Source organism: Bacillus sp. FSL K6-0042 (genome assembly GCF_038006685.1).
Classification (GTDB): Bacteria; Bacillota; Bacilli; order Bacillales; family Bacillaceae_G; genus Bacillus_A; species Bacillus_A pseudomycoides.
This window is the reverse complement of record NZ_JBBOVS010000001.1, coordinates 2950023-2970534: the sequence shown is the minus strand read 5'-3', so window position 1 is coordinate 2970534 and position 20512 is coordinate 2950023. Positions and strand designations below refer to the sequence as shown.

Below are 20512 nucleotides of genomic sequence, written 5' to 3'. Positions count from 1 at the left end.
GAGAGAATATAAAAAACTTGTTGACTTTTCAAGTGAATAAGTTATAATAATTGTTGTCTCAAATGAATAATGTCTGGTAATGATGGCAGAGAGGTCACACCCGTTCCCATACCGAACACGGAAGTTAAGCTCTCTAGCGCCGATGGTAGTTGGGACCTTGTCCCTGTGAGAGTAGGACGTTGCCAGGCTTTTATATCGTCGCGGGGTGGAGCAGTCCGGTAGCTCGTCGGGCTCATAACCCGAAGGTCGCAGGTTCAAATCCTGTCCCCGCAACCAATGGTCCCGTGGTGTAGTGGTTAACATGCCTGCCTGTCACGCAGGAGATCGCCGGTTCGACCCCGGTCGGGACCGCCATTTATACAAAGAAAAGAACGAAACAACTTGTTTCGTATTTTTTTATTTATTTTTAAGAAAACTTATAAAGACAGTCAATCTTACCCTTAGGACAACTCCTAAGGTCTTTTTTATATGTTCAAAATGAAACAAAGTGAAAAAATCTGTATAATAAAGAGCAGAGAATATTGTGAGTAAGGTAGGTGAAACCTTTGAATAAATATGAAATAACGACAACTTCTTCTGAAGAGACACAGAACTTATCAGAAAGGCTAGGACAACTTGTTAGGGAACAAGATGTACTTGTTTTAGAAGGCGATCTTGGTGCTGGCAAGACAACATTTACGAAAGGTCTTGCAAAAGGCCTTGGTGTGAAACGAGTTGTAAATAGTCCGACATTCAATATTATTAAAGAGTACAAAGGAAGATTACCGCTATATCATATGGATGTGTATCGTTTAGCGGAAAGTGAAGAAGATTTAGGATTTGATGAGTATTTTTATGGTGAAGGTATAACAGTAGTAGAATGGGCTCATTTAATTGAATCTTTTCTGCCAAATGAGAAATTAAAAATAAGCTTGTTCCATACAGGTGATGATACAAGAAAAATTATGTTAGAGCCAAGTGGTGAACGCTATATTAGATTATGTGAGGAGCTATTACAAGATGAAAGTACTAGCAATTGATACTTCAAATTATGTAATGGGGATTTCTCTTATTGATGGAAATACTGTTGTCGGAGAAATCATTACGAATTTAACTAAAAATCATTCTGTACGCCTTATGCCGGCTGTAGAACAACTTCTGACGGAATGTAATATAAAGCCGAAAGAGCTAGATAAAATTATCGTAGCGGCTGGTCCTGGATCTTATACAGGAGTTCGAATTGGTGTGACTGTTGCAAAAACATTAGCTTGGTCGTTGCAAATACCGATTGTCGGTGTGTCTAGCTTAGAAGTAGTGGCTGCGAATGGAGCGAATTTCCAAGGGGTTATTTGTCCATTGTTTGATGGACGTCGCGGACAAATTTATACGGGCTTGTATACATATAAAGAAGAGCAGTTATCTTCTATAGAAGAGGATCGAATTATTCTTATTGTTGATTGGTTACAGATGTTAAAAGAGAAGGGGCAACCTGTTTTATTTATCGGCAATGATGTAGAACAACATAAAGAAACGATTGTAGAATATTTGGGAGATCGAGCTGTGTTTGCTTCTTTTACAAAGAACAACCCAAGACCAAGTGAGCTAGCATTTTTAGGATTACAAAAAGAGGAGCAAAGTGTGCATACATTTGTTCCGAGCTACCTCCGTTTAGCAGAAGCAGAAGCAAAATGGATAGAAAGTCAAACAAAATAGGGGTTATCAAAATGGATATTACATTTAGAAAGATGACGACTGATGATATTGCTCAAATTGTAGTAATTGAAGAAGCGTCATTCCCAACTCCTTGGACTGCTGATGCATTTCATCGTGAATTGACGATGAATGAATATGCACATTATGTCGTAATAGAAAAAGATGGTGTAGTAATTGGATACTGTGGATTGTGGATTATTATTGATGAATCACATATTACGAACATAGCCATTTTGCCAGAATATCGCGGTCAAAAACTTGGAGATGCTTTGCTGAAAGACGTAATGGATCAGGCAAAAGAAATGGGAGCAAAAACGATGACACTTGAAGTACGGGTATCAAATGAAGTAGCGAAACAGTTATACCGAAAGTATGGATTCCAAAATGGTGGGATTCGTAAACGATACTATACAGACAATTATGAAGATGGTCTTGTAATGTGGGTGAATATATAATGGGAAAAAATACGATTATACTTGGTATTGAAACGAGCTGTGATGAAACGGCTGTAGCGGTTGTTAAAAATGGAACAGAAATAGTGGCAAATATTGTTGCTTCACAGATTGAGAGCCATAAGCGTTTTGGCGGAGTTGTGCCGGAAATTGCATCTCGTCATCATGTAGAACAAATTACAGTTGTATTAGAAGAAGCATTAAAGGAAGCGAACATTACATTTGAAGATATTGATGCAATTGCTGTGACGGAAGGGCCAGGTTTAGTAGGGGCACTTTTAATTGGTGTAAATGCAGCTAAAGCAGTTGCCTTTGCTCATAATATTCCTCTTGTTGGTGTTCATCATATTGCTGGGCATATTTACGCGAATCGCTTAGTAAAAGAACTACAATTCCCTTTGTTGTCACTTGTTGTGTCTGGCGGGCATACAGAGCTTGTTTATATGAAAGAGCATGGTTCGTTTGAAGTAATTGGCGAAACGAGAGATGATGCGGCAGGAGAAGCATATGATAAAGTTGCACGTACATTATCTATGCCATATCCAGGTGGTCCTCATATTGACCGTCTTGCTCATGAAGGACAACCAACGATTGATTTACCACGTGCATGGTTGGAACCAGATTCGTATGATTTTAGCTTTAGTGGACTGAAATCAGCAGTTATCAACACTGTGCATAACGCAAAACAACGTGGGGAAGAAATCACACCAGAAGATTTAGCAGCTAGCTTCCAAGCGAGTGTAATAGATGTACTAGTAACGAAAGCAGCACGTGCTGCAGAAGCGTATGATGTAAAACAAGTGCTTCTCGCTGGTGGCGTTGCAGCGAATAAAGGACTTCGTGCACGTTTAGAGGAAGAGTTTGCAAAAAAAGAAGAAATCGAGCTCATTATTCCACCGTTATCTTTATGCACAGATAATGCAGCAATGATTGCAGCAGCAGGAACTATTGCATATGAGCAAGGAAAACGTGCAACATTGGCTTTAAATGCAAATCCAGGATTAGATATTGAAGCATAGTTATACACATAATTAACCACAACTTGTGGATAAAACCCATATTATCTGTTGATAATATGGGTTTTATTGTGAATATTAAATGTGTATAATTTTTTTGTGATTTGTGGATAATGTGGAAAAGTTATTTTTGTGTTTATATAATAAAGGTGGATATGTGCATAAGGTTGTGGATAACACTATCGAGGTCAGACCTTCGACCATAATCTTTTGTATTGAAAAATAAACAAGGTAGTTGAATGCTTTCAACTACCTTGTTTTTATTATATAAATATATAAGGGTTATACGTGTAACTCTTCCCACTCCGCCATAAACTGCTCTAATTTTTCTTGTTTTGTTTGCTTTGCTGTTGTAATCTCACTAGCTCGTTCGTAGTCAGCATATACTTCAGGCAGACAAAGCTCCTCTTCTAATTGTGCAATTTCTTCTTCTAAATTTGCAATATTTTGTTCAATTTCTTCAATCTTTCGGATGCGTTGGCGTTCTGATTTCTTACGTTCTTTTTCTTCAAGGTAATTTAATTTTTCTTGAGCGATAGTTTTTTGGACTGGTGCCTCCTCTTCTTGTTGTTCAAATTCCGCACGTTCAATCATTTCATTTTTCTTTTCAATATAGTAGTCATAGTCACCTAAATATTCTTGTGCACCACCTGTTGATAACTCAACAACTGTAGTTGTGACACGGTTAATGAAATAGCGATCATGGGAAACGAATAAAAGAGTTCCAGGATAATCAATTAAGGCATTTTCTAAAATCTCTTTACTATTTAAATCGAGATGGTTTGTTGGTTCATCGAGAATTAGTAAATTAGATTTTTGCATCATCAATTTTGCTAGAGCTAATCGTGCTTTTTGACCACCACTTAAGGAAGATACTGGCTTTAATACATCGTCCCCTGTGAATAAAAAGTTACCGAGTATCGTGCGAATTTCTTTTTCTGGCTCTAGTGGATAGTCATCCCATAGTTCGTTTAAAACACGCTTAGATGATGTTAGGTTTGCCTGTTCTTGATCATAATATCCAATAGATACATTTGAACCGAAAGAAACTTCACCGCTTAACGTCTTTAATTTATTCACAATTGATTTTAATAATGTAGATTTCCCAATACCATTTGGACCAACTAGTGCGACACTATCACCGCGGGTTAAGCGCATATTTACATGTTCAATAATCGGTTCTTTGTCATATCCAATTGAAACATCCTTTATTTGTAATACATCGTTTCCGCTTTGTTTTTCGATATCAAAGTGGAAGGATGCTGATTTAGAATCACCTAATGGTCTAGTTAGTAATTCCATTCTGTCTAACTGCTTCCGACGACTTTGTGCACGTTTTGTTGTAGATGCACGGGCAATATTCTTTTGGACAAAGTCTTCTAGTTTAGCAATTTCCTCTTGTTGTTTCTCATAACGCTTCATTTCCTGCTCATGTAGTGCAGCTTTTAAATCTAAATATTTACTGTAGTTACCAACATATCGTCTGCTTTCTTTATTAGAAATTTCATATACTTGTGTAACAAGCTTGTCTAAAAAATAGCGATCGTGGGAAACGATTAAAATAGCTCCAGGATAGCCTTGTAAATATTGTTCAAGCCATGTTAATGTATCGATATCTAAATGGTTTGTTGGTTCGTCCAAGATGAGTAAGTCTGGTTTTGTTAGCAGTAGTTTCCCAAGAGCAAGTCTTGTTTTCTGTCCACCACTTAACGTAGAAATCGTTGTTTGGTGTGTTTCAGCTGGAAAACCAAGTCCACTTAAAATGGAGCGAATATCAGCTTCATATTGATAACCACCTTGATCTTTGTAGTCTAACTGTAATTGATCATAATCAGCGAGTAATTTTTCGTACGTAGCAGCATTTGAAAAGTTCTCTTCCTTACCCATGTCTAGCTCTAACCTTCGAAGTTTCTTTTCCATTTGCTGCAGATGAGTAAAGACAGTAAGCATTTCATCCCAAATTGTTAAAGAAGTTTCTAAACCAGTATTTTGGGCCAAGTATCCAATTGAAACATCTTTTGGTTTTATAATTTCTCCACCATCGTGAGATAATTCACCGGCAATTATTTTTAATAATGTAGATTTTCCAGCACCATTTCGACCAACTAGTGCAATGCGATCTTTTGTTTGAACTTCCAATTTAATGTTTGCAAGAATTGTTTCAGCACCGTATAATTTTGAAAGCCCATTCACTTGTAATAAAATCAATGTTTTCACCTCAAATAATTTCTTAACTTTGCCATGTTTATATTTCTCAATCATACTAAAAATAGTGTATAGTTTAAAATAAAGAGAGAAGTCTTCTCTCTATTATACAAGGAAAGTCATAAGTGCTAAACTTCTGTATTTGTTTTAAATTTGTGAACAAAGATAGGGAGAGAGGAGAGGTTATATGGATCAGCAAAAGATTCCACAGGCCACTGCCAAACGATTGCCTCTATACTATCGATTTATCCAAAACTTATCTCTTTCTGGTAAGCAGCGTGTTTCATCGGCTGAATTGAGTGAAGCTGTAAAGGTAGATTCAGCAACAATTCGGAGAGATTTTTCATATTTTGGAGCGTTAGGGAAAAAGGGATATGGATATAATGTGAATTATTTACTATCATTCTTCCGAGAAACGCTTGATCAAGATGATATAACACGTGTAGCACTTATTGGAGTGGGTAATTTAGGGACCGCTTTCTTACATTACAATTTCACCAAAAATAATAATACAAAGATTGAAATGGCATTTGATGTCAATGAAGAGAAAGTTGGAAAAGAAATCGGAGGAATTCCTGTATATCATTTAGATAAATTAGAAGAGCGTTTAACAAATGATATACAAGTGGCAATATTAACAGTACCTGCTACTGTTGCACAAGCTGTAGCAGATCGATTGGCCGAAACAAATGTACACGGAATTTTAAATTTTACACCAGCACGATTAAATGTTTCAGAAAATATAAGAATTCACCATATTGATCTAGCTGTAGAATTACAAACACTTGTTTATTTTTTGAAAAATTATCCACAATAAAACGCAGAGGAAATCCCTCTGCGTTTTATTGTGGCTTTTTCTTTGTAAATTTGACTAAGATAAGTCGAAGTGCCAAATTAAAATCAATTGTTGCCATAGCAGCAAACAGCAGTGTCCCAAAGTTCCAAATTGTATCTGTAACGTTCGTAATTGCGAAACGTGTAAAGACACAACCAAGAAGGAAATACAGTGTTGCCATGAACAATGGTGAGTTCCTCATATTTAAAATCCTCCGATAAATCCTTGCATTTTTTCTGCTTCTTTAATCATTTCTTGTATTTGTTCGTTACTTACTAGCACTTGGGCTATTGCAACTAATGTATTCATCGCAACATGTGCCATAATAGGAACGATAATTCGCTTTGTTTTTACATATAAAAAGGCGAATACAAGCCCCATGGAAGTGTATACCAATAAGTGTGTAAAATCAAAGTGAATTGCTGCAAATACAAGTGAGCTAATAATAGCAGCGATAAAGAAGTTGAATTTCTTATACAATGTACCAAATAAAATTTTTCTAAAGACAATTTCCTCTAAAATAGGCCCTATTATTGATATAACAATAAGGAACCACGGGGTGGTCCGTGCTATTTCCATCAAGCGAGCTGTGTTCTCAGATCCAGGTTTAATGCCCAATAAACGCATTTCGATTGTGCCTGCAATTGTTTGAGAAAAGAAAGCTAAAAAGAAACCGATAAAGATCCAACCAATTGTGGCAGGAATACTGGCGCGTTTTGTATCGAAACGGCTTTCGCGAATATCTGTTCGAAGTAGTAAAAGTACAATACATAATGCAATGAAAAAGCTAATAATTGCCCAGTGACCAGTCAGTAGCTGCATTTTTTCTTCTTTGGTGAACCCCCTATTATCATATAGTCCGGTTTTCAAAAGAAGCGGTAATCCAACAATACCTGATAATTGCATAAGAATGTATGTAACTATAATCCACCAATATTGTTTTTTCAAATTGGTTAACCATCCTTTCTAACTCTAGTTTATGAGATAAGGCGGGATAACATGTAAACATCCAGCCAGGGATACGTAATAACCATTCATATTATTATTTTTTTGTAAATCTTTCTTTGAAAATGAAATAGGAGACAGGAAAAAGCCGTACCTATAGAGAAAACAACTTATGGCATCTTTCATATTGTAACATACGATAAGTGAAAACGCCGATTCGTATATATAAGGCTTTCGCGAGAATGGCTGCAACGATAACAGAATGATTTTTCTTAGGAAGTTGTATAGAAAAAGTTTATATATCAATTTGCGAAAAAATTATGATTTTTTTACTTGCAAAAGAAAATTAGATTATTTATTATTATAAGTGTGTTAGCACTCGAGGTCGTTGAGTGCTAATAAAGGAAATTTACATAGAAAAATGAGGAGGTTATTGTTCATGCTAAAGCCATTAGGTGATCGCGTTGTAATTGAGCTTGTTCAAGCAGAAGAAAAAACAGCAAGTGGTATTGTATTACCAGACACTGCAAAAGAAAAACCACAAGAGGGTAAAGTTATTGCAGTAGGTACTGGTCGAGTGCTTGAAAATGGTGAGCGTGTTGCTTTAGAGGTAGCAGCAGGTGATCTTATCATCTTCTCAAAATATGCAGGTACTGAAGTGAAATATGAAGGTACAGACTACTTGATTTTACGTGAAAGTGACATTTTAGCAGTTATCGGTTAATTATATACATTTAAAAAATCCAAGGGGGTCAAATATTATGGCAAAAGATATTAAATTTAGTGAAGAAGCACGTCGTTCGATGCTTCGCGGTGTCGACACTCTTGCAAATGCAGTAAAAGTAACGCTTGGACCAAAAGGTCGTAACGTTGTACTTGAGAAAAAATTCGGTTCACCACTTATTACAAATGATGGTGTAACAATCGCAAAAGAAATCGAATTAGAAGATGCATTCGAAAACATGGGTGCAAAATTAGTAGCAGAAGTTGCTAGCAAAACAAATGACGTAGCTGGTGACGGAACAACAACTGCAACTGTATTAGCACAAGCTATGATTCGTGAAGGCTTAAAAAACGTAACAGCTGGTGCGAACCCAATGGGTCTTCGTAAAGGTATCGAAAAAGCTGTTGTTGCAGCAGTAGAAGAATTAAAAGCAATTTCTAAACCAATCGAAGGTAAATCTTCTATCGCGCAAGTAGCTGCTATTTCTGCTGATGACGAAGAAGTAGGTAAATTAATTGCTGAAGCAATGGAGCGCGTTGGTAACGACGGCGTTATTACATTAGAAGAATCTAAAGGATTCACAACAGAATTAGATGTAGTAGAAGGTATGCAATTTGATCGTGGATATGCATCTCCTTATATGATTACTGATTCTGACAAAATGGAAGCAGTACTTGATAACCCATATATCTTAATCACTGACAAAAAGATTTCTAACATCCAAGAGATCTTACCAGTGTTAGAGCAAGTGGTACAACAAGGTAAGCCACTTCTTATCATTGCAGAAGATGTGGAAGGCGAAGCTTTAGCTACATTAGTAGTAAACAAACTTCGTGGTACATTCAATGTAGTAGCTGTTAAAGCTCCTGGCTTTGGTGACCGTCGTAAAGCAATGCTAGAAGATATCGCGATTTTAACTGGCGGTGAAGTAATCACTGAAGAATTAGGACGTGACTTAAAATCTGCTACAGTTGCATCTTTAGGACGCGCTGGTAAAGTTGTTGTAACAAAAGAAAACACAACTGTAGTTGAAGGTGTAGGTAACACCGAACAAATCGAAGCTCGCATCGGTCAAATCCGTGCACAATTAGAAGAAACAACTTCTGAATTCGATCGTGAAAAATTACAAGAGCGTCTTGCTAAACTTGCAGGCGGTGTAGCAGTAATTAAAGTAGGTGCAGCAACTGAAACTGAGTTAAAAGAGCGTAAACTTCGCATTGAAGATGCACTTAACTCAACTCGTGCAGCAGTAGAAGAAGGTATTGTTGCAGGTGGCGGTACTTCACTTATGAACGTATACACTAAAGTGGCTAGTATTGCAGCTGAAGGCGACGAAGCAACAGGTATCAACATTGTACTTCGTGCATTAGAAGAGCCAGTTCGCCAAATCGCAATCAACGCTGGTCTAGAAGGATCTGTTGTTGTAGAACGCTTAAAAGGTGAAAAAGTAGGCGTTGGTTTCAACGCAGCAACAGGCGAATGGGTAAACATGCTTGAGTCTGGTATTGTAGACCCAGCAAAAGTAACTCGTTCTGCACTTCAAAACGCAGCATCTGTTGCAGCTATGTTCTTAACAACTGAAGCAGTTGTTGCTGACAAACCAGAACCAAATGCACCTGCAATGCCTGACATGGGCGGTATGGGCATGGGCGGTATGGGCGGAATGATGTAATTTCATTCGCCAAAGAAACATTCATCTCTATATAGGGGTGAATGTTTTTTGTTATGGGACAAAAAAATATAGGAATAAAGGTTTCTTGGGATAAAGAAAATAATTTCTGTAGAATTTTGTCGCTTTCTCTCTTGACCGTATTGATACTTCATTGTTAGAATCTAGGAAGATAATATAAAACAATCCTTCATATATCCTCAATGATATGGTTTGAGAGTCTCTACCGGGTTACCGTAAACAACCTGACTATGAAGGCAGTGTGTCTTATATTTATAAAGAGCGGAGTACTATCTTTATAAAGCCAGACCTCTGCCTTTTCTTTGTTATGAGACTGAGGGCGGAGGACTGGCTTTTTTTATTATATTGGTAATGCTTTTTGCCAAATTGGTGAAAATATTTATATACAGAACTAACGTTGGGGTGATTATTTTGAAAAAACAGCACGATACAATTATCGTTTTAGATTTTGGGAGTCAGTACAATCAGTTAATTGCACGTCGAATTCGTGAGTTCGGTGTATACAGTGAACTTCATCCACATACAATTACTGCAGAAGAAATTAAAGCAATGAATCCAAAAGGGATTATTTTCTCTGGTGGACCGAATAGTGTATATGGTGAAAATGCATTCCACTGTGATGAAAAAATCTTTGAATTAGGATTACCGATTTTCGGTATTTGCTACGGTATGCAGCTTATGACAAAACACTTTGGTGGAAAAGTAGAACGTGCAAACCATCGTGAGTACGGAAAAGCAGTTCTTAAAGTAGAGAACAAATCAAAATTATATGCGAACCTTCCAGAAGAGCAAGTTGTATGGATGAGTCATGGTGACTTAGTAACTGGTTTACCAGAAGGATTCGTAGTAGATGCAACAAGTGAGTCTTGTCCAATTGCTGGTATGAGCAATGAAGCAAAAAACTTATACGGTGTGCAATTCCATCCAGAAGTACGTCATTCTGAGCACGGTAATGATTTAATCAAAAACTTCGTATTCGGCGTATGTGGCTGTTCTGAAGGTTGGAACATGGAGAACTTTATTGAAGTAGAATTAGAAAAAATCCGTGAAACTGTTGGCGATAAAAAAGTACTATGCGCACTTAGTGGCGGTGTAGACTCTTCTGTTGTAGCAGTATTAATCCATAAAGCAATCGGTGACCAATTAACATGTATTTTCGTTGACCATGGTTTACTTCGTAAAGATGAAGCGGAAGGTGTTATGAAAACATTTAGCGAAGGCTTCCACATGAACGTTATTAAAGTGGATGCAAAAGAACGCTTCATGAACAAGTTAAAAGGTGTAGAAGATCCAGAACAAAAACGCAAAATCATTGGTAATGAATTTATTTACGTATTTGATGATGAAGCTTCTAGATTAGAAGGAATGGACTTCTTAGCACAAGGTACACTGTACACAGATATTGTTGAAAGTGGTACAGCAACTGCACAAACAATTAAATCTCACCATAACGTTGGTGGACTTCCAGAAGATATGCAGTTCAAATTAATTGAGCCTTTAAACACTCTATTTAAAGATGAAGTCCGTGTATTAGGATCAGAATTAGGGATTCCTGATGAAATCGTATGGCGTCAACCGTTCCCGGGTCCAGGACTTGGTATCCGTGTATTAGGCGAAATCACAGAAGAAAAATTAGAAATCGTTCGTGAATCCGATGCAATTTTACGTGAGGAAATCCAAAAAGCTGGCTTAGATCGTGAAATTTGGCAATACTTCACTGCACTTCCTGGCATGCGTAGCGTAGGTGTTATGGGTGACGAGCGTACTTACGATTACACAGTAGGTATCCGTGCAGTAACATCAATCGATGGTATGACAGCAGATTGGGCACGTATCCCTTGGGATGTATTAGAGAAAATCTCTGTACGTATCGTAAACGAAGTAAAGCACGTTAACCGTATCGTGTATGATGTAACGAGTAAGCCACCAGCAACAATTGAGTGGGAATAGAATAGGTTTATTGGTTTAAAAGAAGACCCATCTATGATTTTATGCATAGATGGGTCTTTTTTTGTTGTTTATACGAACAAAAAATAAAAATAACATAAAAATGTTCGTTTTTAAATTGACATACACCTATATGTGAGTTAATATGAGTATGTAATTGATACGAAAAAATGAATATTACAGCCGTCGTATAATATCGGGGATATGGCCCGAAAGTTTCTACCTAGCTACCGTAAATGGCTTGACTACGAGGCGTTTTTATAAAGGTAAGGGGAAATCTGCCTTTATTTACAGAACGCTTCCATGTATATGCAATGGAAGCCTTTTTTATTTTTATAGATAAAAGAGGGCTAGGGAGGGTTACGACGAGTAATCATATAACGGGGGAAACGTAGAATGAAACGTTATTTTCAGTTCGATGAGCTCGGTACAAATTATAAAACAGAGTTCATTGCAGGGTTAACGACATTTTTATCTATGGCTTATGTATTATTTGTCAATCCTGCTACACTGTCACTGGGAAACATTAAAGGGTTACCAGCAGGAACAGGAATGGATCCAGGAGCGGTCTTTGTTGCCACTGCTTTAGCGGCTGCAATTGGGTCACTGATTATGGGGATTTTCGCAAAATATCCAATTGCCTTAGCGCCAGGAATGGGAATCAATGCATTCTTTGCTTATACAGCGGTGTTAACGATGGGAATTCCGTGGCAAACAGCGATTGCTGGAACTTTAATGTCAGGTATTATCTTTATTATTCTTACTGCTTCTGGTATTCGCGAAAAAATTATTAATGCCATTCCATTAGAGTTGAAGTTTGCAGTAGCAGCAGGAATTGGTTTGTTTATCGCCTTTCTTGGTTTTCAAAATGCAGGAATTATTGTGAAGAATGATGCGGTTCTTGTTGGATTGGGGGATTTAACAAAGGGCACAACATTACTTGCGATTTTCGGTGTAGTGATTACAATCATTCTAATGATTAAAAAAATAAACGGTGCTGTTTTCTACGGGATGATTCTTACAGCAATCCTTGGAGTAGCAACAGGATTAATTGATACACCCAAAGCTGTCGTTGGTGCAATTCCTAGTTTAGAACCTACGTTCGGCGTGGCATTCCAGCACTTCGGAGATATCTTCACTGTTCAAATGGGAATTGTTATTATAACGTTCTTCTTCATTGATTTCTTTGATACAGCGGGTACACTTGTAGCAGTTGCGAATCAAGCTGGGTTAATGAAGAACAATAAATTACCACGTGCGGGAAAAGCATTATTTGCAGATGCAATTGCAACTGTAATTGGTGCGATTCTTGGGACATCTACGACAACGTCTTACATTGAATCGTCTGCAGGGGTAGCAGCAGGAGGGCGTTCAGGATTTACAGCAGTTGTAACAGCAGGGTTTTTCTTGTTAGCACTTTTCTTTTCACCATTATTAAGTGTTGTGACAGCTTCTGTAACGGCACCGGCTTTAATTATTGTAGGGATTTTGATGGTTTCGTGTCTAGGAGAAATTGATTGGAAGAAATTCGAGATTGCAGTACCAGCATTCTTTACGATTATTTCTATGCCACTTACGTATAGTATTGCAACAGGAATAGCAATTGGATTTATCTTCTATCCAATTACAATGGTTGTAAGTGGTCGTCGTAAAGAAATTCATCCAATTATGTATGTAATGGGAGTTTTATTCGTACTATATTTCATCTACGTTCGTAAATAAAGGGGTTTTGAAAGGTCTAGACTAAGGGGAGTCTAGACCTTTTTTGCGTCTTCAGAAAATCTTAAGGATTTCGTTCCGTTTTTCTTCAGAAGTTTTCTTATAATAGAAGTTAAGGAATGAAAAAGCTATGGGGGAGATATTGTGGGACACGAAACAATACTTGTTGTAGATGATGAAAAAGAAATTCGGGATTTAATTACGATTTATTTAAAGAATGAAGGATATAAGGTGCTACAGGCAGAGGATGGAGCAGAGGGTTTATATATATTAGAGAAAAATGAAGTGCATTTAGTTGTATTGGATATTATGATGCCGAAAATTGATGGTATCCATATGTGTATGAAAATAAGAGAAGCGAAAGAGATGCCAATTATTATGTTGTCTGCGAAAACGCAAGATATGGATAAAATTTTAGGGCTAACAACAGGAGCGGACGATTATGTAACGAAACCTTTCAATCCGTTAGAACTGATAGCGAGAATAAAATCGCAGCTTCGCCGATATATGAAAATGAATGGATTTGTTGTCCAAAATGAAAATGAAATTGAAATCGGGAATATGAAAATAAACGTCTCAACCCACAAAGTTGTTGTAGAAAATGAAGAAGTGAAACTAACTCCGAGGGAATTTTCGATTTTGGAGTTATTAGCTCGTAATCCAGAGATGGTCTTTAGTGCAGAACAAATTTATGAAAAGGTTTGGAATGAACGATCTTTCCAATCTGATAATACCGTCATGGTGCATATTCGAAAAATACGTGAGAAGACAGAAGAGAATCCGAGAAAGCCAATATATATAAAAACAGTATGGGGAGTGGGATATAAGATTGAGAAAGATAATTAAAAACATATTTAGGCCGATTGGTTGGATGAATCGAACTTTAAAAAAAATAATATATAAAGTAATAAGGGGAGTACAAAAGAGTTTACGTGTACAACTGATAACTACGTTTGCTTTCTGTATTTTGTTGGGTGTAATAGGAGTGTGGACATCATCTCCGTTTTTTCAAGGAATAAATACATACTCTGTAATTGATTATTCATCTGGTATGCGAAGAATTGATGCAACTGCTGAAAGACTTGCCGAGGTTATTACAAGAGAAGGTGCTGATGTTAACGTCCAAGAAGTTTTTGAACGTCCGGAGTATCAAGGTGAATTAAAAGTGTTGATTGTAGATGAGAATGGAAAAGTTATATATAAGACAAAAGATGCTCAGGAAGAACAAGTTAATCTTCATAGTACTATTCGTAATATAATGAGTTTCAAAATAAATCGCTCTCAATATGAATATCAAAAAAATGTAATAGATAATGAAATCGAAAGAGAGCGTAAAGAATTTACGACTTTTTATCCTTTAACAATTCAAGAGAAAAATATGTATATGATCGCAAGCGGTATACCGCAAGGGGATATTAGAGTAGTACAGAATGATGGGCCGTTTCCATTTTTGATTGGCTTTGTTATTTTTTTATTTTCTTTCTTTTATATAACTAAAAGAAAGATGAGGCAAGTTGAGGCGATGGCGGAAGGTGTAAAAGAAATCGCAAAAGGTAACCTGCAATATAGAATTCCGCAGAAGGGGCAAGATGAATTAAGTTTGTTAGCTGTGAATATGAATCAGATGGCAAAAGAATTATTTTCCAACATAGAAAAAGAAAGAAAAATAGAGAAGCAAAAGAATGAATTGATTACAAATGTATCTCATGACTTGCGAACGCCACTTACATCTATTATGGGTTATTTGCGTTTATTACAGGATTCAAAATATGAAAGTAAAGAACAGCACAATGAATATGTGAGAATTGCTTTCTCGAAATCTGAGCAGTTAAAGAATTTAATAGAAGATTTATTTGAGTATACAAAGTTAACAAATGAAAAGATGGTATTAGAAAAGCAAGAAGTGTGTATAACCGAACTTCTGGAGCAATTAATAGAAGAGCTAGTACCACAGGCTGAAGAAGAAGGACTTATACTCGTGAAGCAGTTTCCTAAAGAACGTGTGTATGCTGCGATTGATTCAGAGAAGATGGTCCGTGTATTTGAGAATCTATTAATGAATGCTATTAAATATAGTAAAGATGATGGAGAGATTAAGGTTTCCCTTCAAAGACAACGCCGGAATATACAAATTACGGTTGCGAACCATAGTGAAGAGTTTACAAAGGAAGAGTTAGGGAACTTGTTTGAACGCTTCTATAAGAAAGATCAATCTAGAAGTAGAGTAACGGAAGGATCGGGACTCGGATTAGCAATCGCTAAAAGTATTGTTGAATTACAAGGGGGAGAAATTCGAGCAGAATATGAGGATGGAATTATTCAGTTTATCGTTTCACTACCAATTATAGAAGAAAAGTAAATAAAGAGAGAGTTATGGAAGAGGAAGGCTTGTTTATAAGGAATAAGCCTTCCTTATATTTTTTTAGAAAAACATATTGACGTTTATATAAATGAAGTGTAGTATTATACGAGTCGCCGATAGCAACAACGCAGAACGCGACAAACGAAATAAAAAACTTAGTTGACATTGAAACATGAAAGTGTTAACATAAGGGAGTCGCAAATGAGCGGCAAACAAGTTCTTTGAAAACTGAACGAAACAAACAACGTGAAACGTCAATTTTTATTTTAGATGCTAGACAAACTAACTTTATTGGAGAGTTTGATCCTGGCTCAGGATGAACGCTGGCGGCGTGCCTAATACATGCAAGTCGAGCGAATGGATTAAGAGCTTGCTCTTATGAAGTTAGCGGCGGACGGGTGAGTAACACGTGGGTAACCTGCCCATAAGACTGGGATAACTCCGGGAAACCGGGGCTAATACCGGATAACATTTTGCACCGCATGGTGCGAAATTCAAAGGCGGCTTCGGCTGTCACTTATGGATGGACCCGCGTCGCATTAGCTAGTTGGTGAGGTAACGGCTCACCAAGGCAACGATGCGTAGCCGACCTGAGAGGGTGATCGGCCACACTGGGACTGAGACACGGCCCAGACTCCTACGGGAGGCAGCAGTAGGGAATCTTCCGCAATGGACGAAAGTCTGACGGAGCAACGCCGCGTGAGTGATGAAGGCTTTCGGGTCGTAAAACTCTGTTGTTAGGGAAGAACAAGTGCTAGTTGAATAAGCTGGCACCTTGACGGTACCTAACCAGAAAGCCACGGCTAACTACGTGCCAGCAGCCGCGGTAATACGTAGGTGGCAAGCGTTATCCGGAATTATTGGGCGTAAAGCGCGCGCAGGTGGTTTCTTAAGTCTGATGTGAAAGCCCACGGCTCAACCGTGGAGGGTCATTGGAAACTGGGAGACTTGAGTGCAGAAGAGGAAAGTGGAATTCCATGTGTAGCGGTGAAATGCGTAGAGATATGGAGGAACACCAGTGGCGAAGGCGACTTTCTGGTCTGTAACTGACACTGAGGCGCGAAAGCGTGGGGAGCAAACAGGATTAGATACCCTGGTAGTCCACGCCGTAAACGATGAGTGCTAAGTGTTAGAGGGTTTCCGCCCTTTAGTGCTGAAGTTAACGCATTAAGCACTCCGCCTGGGGAGTACGGCCGCAAGGCTGAAACTCAAAGGAATTGACGGGGGCCCGCACAAGCGGTGGAGCATGTGGTTTAATTCGAAGCAACGCGAAGAACCTTACCAGGTCTTGACATCCTCTGACAACCCTAGAGATAGGGCTTCCCCTTCGGGGGCAGAGTGACAGGTGGTGCATGGTTGTCGTCAGCTCGTGTCGTGAGATGTTGGGTTAAGTCCCGCAACGAGCGCAACCCTTGATCTTAGTTGCCATCATTAAGTTGGGCACTCTAAGGTGACTGCCGGTGACAAACCGGAGGAAGGTGGGGATGACGTCAAATCATCATGCCCCTTATGACCTGGGCTACACACGTGCTACAATGGACGGTACAAAGAGCTGCAAGACCGCGAGGTGGAGCTAATCTCATAAAACCGTTCTCAGTTCGGATTGTAGGCTGCAACTCGCCTACATGAAGCTGGAATCGCTAGTAATCGCGGATCAGCATGCCGCGGTGAATACGTTCCCGGGCCTTGTACACACCGCCCGTCACACCACGAGAGTTTGTAACACCCGAAGTCGGTGGGGTAACCTTTTTGGAGCCAGCCGCCTAAGGTGGGACAGATGATTGGGGTGAAGTCGTAACAAGGTAGCCGTATCGGAAGGTGCGGCTGGATCACCTCCTTTCTATGGAGAATTGATGAACGCTGTTCATCAATATAAGTTTCCGTGTTTCGTTTTGTTCAGTTTTGAGAGAACTATCTCTCAGAAATAAATGTATGTTCTTTGAAAACTAGATAACAGTGTAGCTCATATTTTTTAATTTTAGTTTGGTTAAGTTAGAAAGGGCGCACGGTGGATGCCTTGACACTAGGAGTCGATGAAGGACGGGACTAACGCCGATATGCTTCGGGGAGCTGTAAGTAAGCTTTGATCCGAAGATTTCCGAATGGGGAAACCCACCATACGTAATGGTATGGTATCCTTACCTGAATACATAGGGTATGGAAGACAGACCCAGGGAACTGAAACATCTAAGTACCTGGAGGAAGAGAAAGCAAATGCGATTTCCTGAGTAGCGGCGAGCGAAACGGAATCTAGCCCAAACCAAGAGGCTTGCCTCTTGGGGTTGTAGGACATTCTATACGGAGTTACAAAGGAACGAGGTAGACGAAGCAGCCTGGAAAGGCTCGTCACAGAGGGTAACAACCCCGTAGTCGAAACTTCGTTCTCTCTTGAATGTATCCTGAGTACGGCGGAACACGTGAAATTCCGTCGGAATCTGGGAGGACCATCTCCCAAGGCTAAATACTACCTAGTGATCGATAGTGAACCAGTACCGTGAGGGAAAGGTGAAAAGCACCCCGGAAGGGGAGTGAAAGAGATCCTGAAACCGTGTGCCTACAAATAGTCAGAGCCCGTTAATGGGTGATGGCGTGCCTTTTGTAGAATGAACCGGCGAGTTACGATCCCGTGCGAGGTTAAGCTGAAGAGGCGGAGCCGTAGCGAAAGCGAGTCTGAATAGGGCGTTTAGTACGTGGTCGTAGACCCGAAACCAGGTGATCTACCCATGTCCAGGGTGAAGTTCAGGTAACACTGAATGGAGGCCCGAACCCACGCACGTTGAAAAGTGCGGGGATGAGGTGTGGGTAGCGGAGAAATTCCAATCGAACCTGGAGATAGCTGGTTCTCCCCGAAATAGCTTTAGGGCTAGCCTTAAGTGTAAGAGTCTTGGAGGTAGAGCACTGATTGAACTAGGGGTCCTCATCGGATTACCGAATTCAGTCAAACTCCGAATGCCAATGACTTATCCTTAGGAGTCAGACTGCGAGTGATAAGATCCGTAGTCAAGAGGGAAACAGCCCAGATCGCCAGCTAAGGTCCCAAAGTGTGTATTAAGTGGAAAAGGATGTGGAGTTGCTTAGACAACTAGGATGTTGGCTTAGAAGCAGCCACCATTTAAAGAGTGCGTAATAGCTCACTAGTCGAGTGACTCTGCGCCGAAAATGTACCGGGGCTAAATACACCACCGAAGCTGCGAATTGATACCTATGGTATCAGTGGTAGGGGAGCGTTCTAAGGGCAGTGAAGTCAGACCGTAAGGACTGGTGGAGCGCTTAGAAGTGAGAATGCCGGTATGAGTAGCGAAAGACGGGTGAGAATCCCGTCCACCGAATGCCTAAGGTTTCCTGAGGAAGGCTCGTCCGCTCAGGGTTAGTCAGGACCTAAGCCGAGGCCGACAGGCGTAGGCGATGGACAACAGGTTGATATTCCTGTACCACCTCTTTATCGTTTGAGCAATGGAGGGACGCAGAAGGATAGAAGAAGCGTGCGATTGGTTGTGCACGTCCAAGCAGTTAGGCTGATAAGTAGGCAAATCCGCTTATCGTGAAGGCTGAGCTGTGATGGGGAAGCTCCTTATGGAGCGAAGTCTTTGATTCCCCGCTGCCAAGAAAAGCTTCTAGCGAGATAAAAGGTGCCTGTACCGCAAACCGACACAGGTAGGCGAGGAGAGAATCCTAAGGTGTGCGAGAGAACTCTGGTTAAGGAACTCGGCAAAATGACCCCGTAACTTCGGGAGAAGGGGTGCTTTCTTAACGGAAAGCCGCAGTGAATAGGCCCAAGCGACTGTTTAGCAAAAACACAGGTCTCTGCGAAGCCGTAAGGCGAAGTATAGGGGCTGACACCTGCCCGGTGCTGGAAGGTTAAGGAGAGGGGTTAGCGTAAGCGAAGCTCTGAACTGAAGCCCCAGTAAACGGCGGCCGTAACTATAACGGTCCTAAGGTAGCGAAATTCCTTGTCGGGTAAGTTCCGACCCGCACGAAAGGTGTAACGATTTGGGCACTGTCTCAACCAGAGACTCGGTGAAATTATAGTACCTGTGAAGATGCAGGTTACCCGCGACAGGACGGAAAGACCCCGTGGAGCTTTACTGTAGCCTGATATTGAATTTTGGTACAGTTTGTACAGGATAGGCGGGAGCCTTTGAAACCGGAGCGCTAGCTTCGGTGGAGGCGCTGGTGGGATACCGCCCTGACTGTATTGAAATTCTAACCTACGGGTCTTATCGACCCGGGAGACAGTGTCAGGTGGGCAGTTTGACTGGGGCGGTCGCCTCCTAAAGTGTAACGGAGGCGCCCAAAGGTTCCCTCAGAATGGTTGGAAATCATTCGTAGAGTGCAAAGGCATAAGGGAGCTTGACTGCGAGACCTACAAGTCGAGCAGGGACGAAAGTCGGGCTTAGTGATCCGGTGGTTCCGCATGGAAGGGCCATCGCTCAACGGATAAAAGCTACCCCGGGGATAACAGGCTTATCTCCCCCAAGAGTCCACATCGACGGGGAGGTTTGGCACCTCGATGTCGGCTCATCGCATCCTGGGGCTGTAGTCGGTCCCAAGGGTTGGGCTGTTCGCCCATTAAAGCGGTACGCGAGCTGGGTTCAGAACGTCGTGAGACAGTTCGGTCCCTATCCGTCGTGGGCGTAGGAAATTTGAGAGGAGCTGTCCTTAGTACGAGAGGACCGGGATGGACGCACCGCTGGTGTACCAGTTGTTCTGCCAAGGGCATAGCTGGGTAGCTATGTGCGGAAGGGATAAGTGCTGAAAGCATCTAAGCATGAAGCCCCCCTCAAGATGAGATTTCCCATAGCGTAAGCTAGTAAGATCCCTGAAAGATGATCAGGTTGATAGGTTCGAGGTGGAAGCATGGTGACATGTGGAGCTGACGAATACTAATAGATCGAGGACTTAACCATATAATATGAAGCAAATGT

The 20512-nt window shown here is 40.2% G+C and carries 14 protein-coding genes, 2 tRNA genes, 3 rRNA genes and 2 riboswitches; of the genes, 16 read left to right on the top strand and 3 right to left on the bottom strand.

What is annotated here, in order from left to right; translation table 11 throughout:
• Positions 1–72: 72 nt before the first annotated feature.
• The 7 genes from rrf (at position 73) to tsaD (ending at position 3163) form a co-directional block, all read left to right on the top strand.
• Positions 73–188, top strand: a 5S ribosomal RNA gene (gene rrf, locus MHH45_RS15080).
• Between the two features lie 11 nt (positions 189–199).
• Positions 200–276 (top strand) — tRNA-Met (locus MHH45_RS15075).
• 2 nt (positions 277–278) lie between these two features.
• Positions 279–354: transfer RNA gene (locus tag MHH45_RS15070), tRNA-Asp, on the top strand.
• 191 nt (positions 355–545) lie between these two features.
• On the top strand, positions 546–1019 hold the full coding sequence (gene tsaE / locus MHH45_RS15065; RefSeq protein WP_044880901.1) for a tRNA (adenosine(37)-N6)-threonylcarbamoyltransferase complex ATPase subunit type 1 TsaE: 474 nt from the start codon (positions 546–548) through the stop codon (positions 1017–1019).
• Positions 1000–1692 carry a tRNA (adenosine(37)-N6)-threonylcarbamoyltransferase complex dimerization subunit type 1 TsaB gene (gene tsaB / locus MHH45_RS15060; protein ID WP_016117041.1) on the top strand — a complete coding sequence of 231 codons (693 nt, stop codon included), beginning with the start codon at positions 1000–1002 and terminating at the stop codon, positions 1690–1692. The genes tsaE and tsaB overlap by 20 nt, the downstream gene beginning before the upstream one ends.
• A gap of 11 nt (positions 1693–1703) precedes the next feature.
• Positions 1704–2147, top strand: a complete 444-nt coding sequence (gene rimI / locus MHH45_RS15055; protein WP_016117042.1) for a ribosomal protein S18-alanine N-acetyltransferase — start codon at positions 1704–1706, stop codon at positions 2145–2147.
• A complete protein-coding gene (tsaD, locus tag MHH45_RS15050) occupies positions 2147–3163 on the top strand; it encodes a tRNA (adenosine(37)-N6)-threonylcarbamoyltransferase complex transferase subunit TsaD (protein ID WP_088094658.1) in 1017 nt (338 codons plus the stop codon). Before rimI ends, tsaD begins: the two co-directional genes overlap by 1 nt.
• A gap of 279 nt (positions 3164–3442) precedes the next feature.
• Here tsaD and MHH45_RS15045 read toward each other — a convergent pair whose 3' ends face one another.
• Positions 3443–5368, bottom strand: coding sequence for an ABC-F family ATP-binding cassette domain-containing protein (locus tag MHH45_RS15045; RefSeq protein ID WP_212667646.1), 1926 nt, complete (start codon positions 5366–5368; stop codon positions 3443–3445).
• Between the two features lie 184 nt (positions 5369–5552).
• On the opposite strand from MHH45_RS15045, the gene MHH45_RS15040 reads away from it, so the two are divergent.
• Positions 5553–6182, top strand: a complete 630-nt coding sequence (locus tag MHH45_RS15040; RefSeq protein WP_016117045.1) for a redox-sensing transcriptional repressor Rex — start codon at positions 5553–5555, stop codon at positions 6180–6182.
• A 25-nt stretch (positions 6183–6207) separates the two neighbouring features.
• On the opposite strand, the gene MHH45_RS15035 is transcribed toward MHH45_RS15040, so the two are convergent.
• Positions 6208–6402, bottom strand: coding sequence for a YdiK family protein (locus tag MHH45_RS15035; RefSeq protein WP_088094657.1), 195 nt, complete (start codon positions 6400–6402; stop codon positions 6208–6210).
• Positions 6403–6404: 2 nt separating this feature from the next.
• Positions 6405–7148 carry a CPBP family intramembrane glutamic endopeptidase gene (locus MHH45_RS15030; RefSeq protein ID WP_088094656.1) on the bottom strand — a complete coding sequence of 248 codons (744 nt, stop codon included), beginning with the start codon at positions 7146–7148 and terminating at the stop codon, positions 6405–6407.
• 436 nt (positions 7149–7584) lie between these two features.
• Between MHH45_RS15030 and groES the strand changes: the two genes are divergently transcribed.
• The 8 genes from groES to MHH45_RS14990 all read left to right on the top strand — a co-directional run bounded on the left by groES (position 7585) and on the right by MHH45_RS14990 (position 20494).
• Positions 7585–7869, top strand: a complete 285-nt coding sequence (gene groES, locus MHH45_RS15025) for a co-chaperone GroES (protein ID WP_000917306.1) — start codon at positions 7585–7587, stop codon at positions 7867–7869.
• A gap of 37 nt (positions 7870–7906) precedes the next feature.
• On the top strand, positions 7907–9541 hold the full coding sequence (groL, locus tag MHH45_RS15020) for a chaperonin GroEL (RefSeq protein WP_016117048.1): 1635 nt from the start codon (positions 7907–7909) through the stop codon (positions 9539–9541).
• 167 nt (positions 9542–9708) lie between these two features.
• Positions 9709–9810: riboswitch (purine riboswitch) on the top strand.
• A gap of 160 nt (positions 9811–9970) precedes the next feature.
• The gene (gene guaA / locus MHH45_RS15015) at positions 9971–11509 is read left to right on the top strand and encodes a glutamine-hydrolyzing GMP synthase (protein WP_139350085.1); all 1539 of its coding nucleotides are present in this window, start codon (positions 9971–9973) and stop codon (positions 11507–11509) included.
• 162 nt (positions 11510–11671) lie between these two features.
• Positions 11672–11774: riboswitch (purine riboswitch) on the top strand.
• 128 nt (positions 11775–11902) lie between these two features.
• Positions 11903–13228, top strand: a complete 1326-nt coding sequence (locus tag MHH45_RS15010) for an NCS2 family permease (protein WP_088094655.1) — start codon at positions 11903–11905, stop codon at positions 13226–13228.
• Positions 13229–13369: 141 nt separating this feature from the next.
• Positions 13370–14071 (top strand): response regulator transcription factor, encoded by a 702-nt coding sequence (locus MHH45_RS15005; RefSeq protein WP_016117050.1) that lies wholly within the window; start codon positions 13370–13372, stop codon positions 14069–14071.
• 25 nt (positions 14072–14096) lie between these two features.
• Positions 14097–15584, top strand: coding sequence for a sensor histidine kinase (locus tag MHH45_RS15000; protein ID WP_016117051.1), 1488 nt, complete (start codon positions 14097–14099; stop codon positions 15582–15584).
• 291 nt (positions 15585–15875) lie between these two features.
• Positions 15876–17427 (top strand): 16S ribosomal RNA (locus MHH45_RS14995).
• Between the two features lie 145 nt (positions 17428–17572).
• A 23S ribosomal RNA gene (locus tag MHH45_RS14990) occupies positions 17573–20494 on the top strand.
• The 16S and 23S rRNA genes sit together here, the layout of an rRNA operon.
• Positions 20495–20512 lie beyond the last annotated feature (18 nt).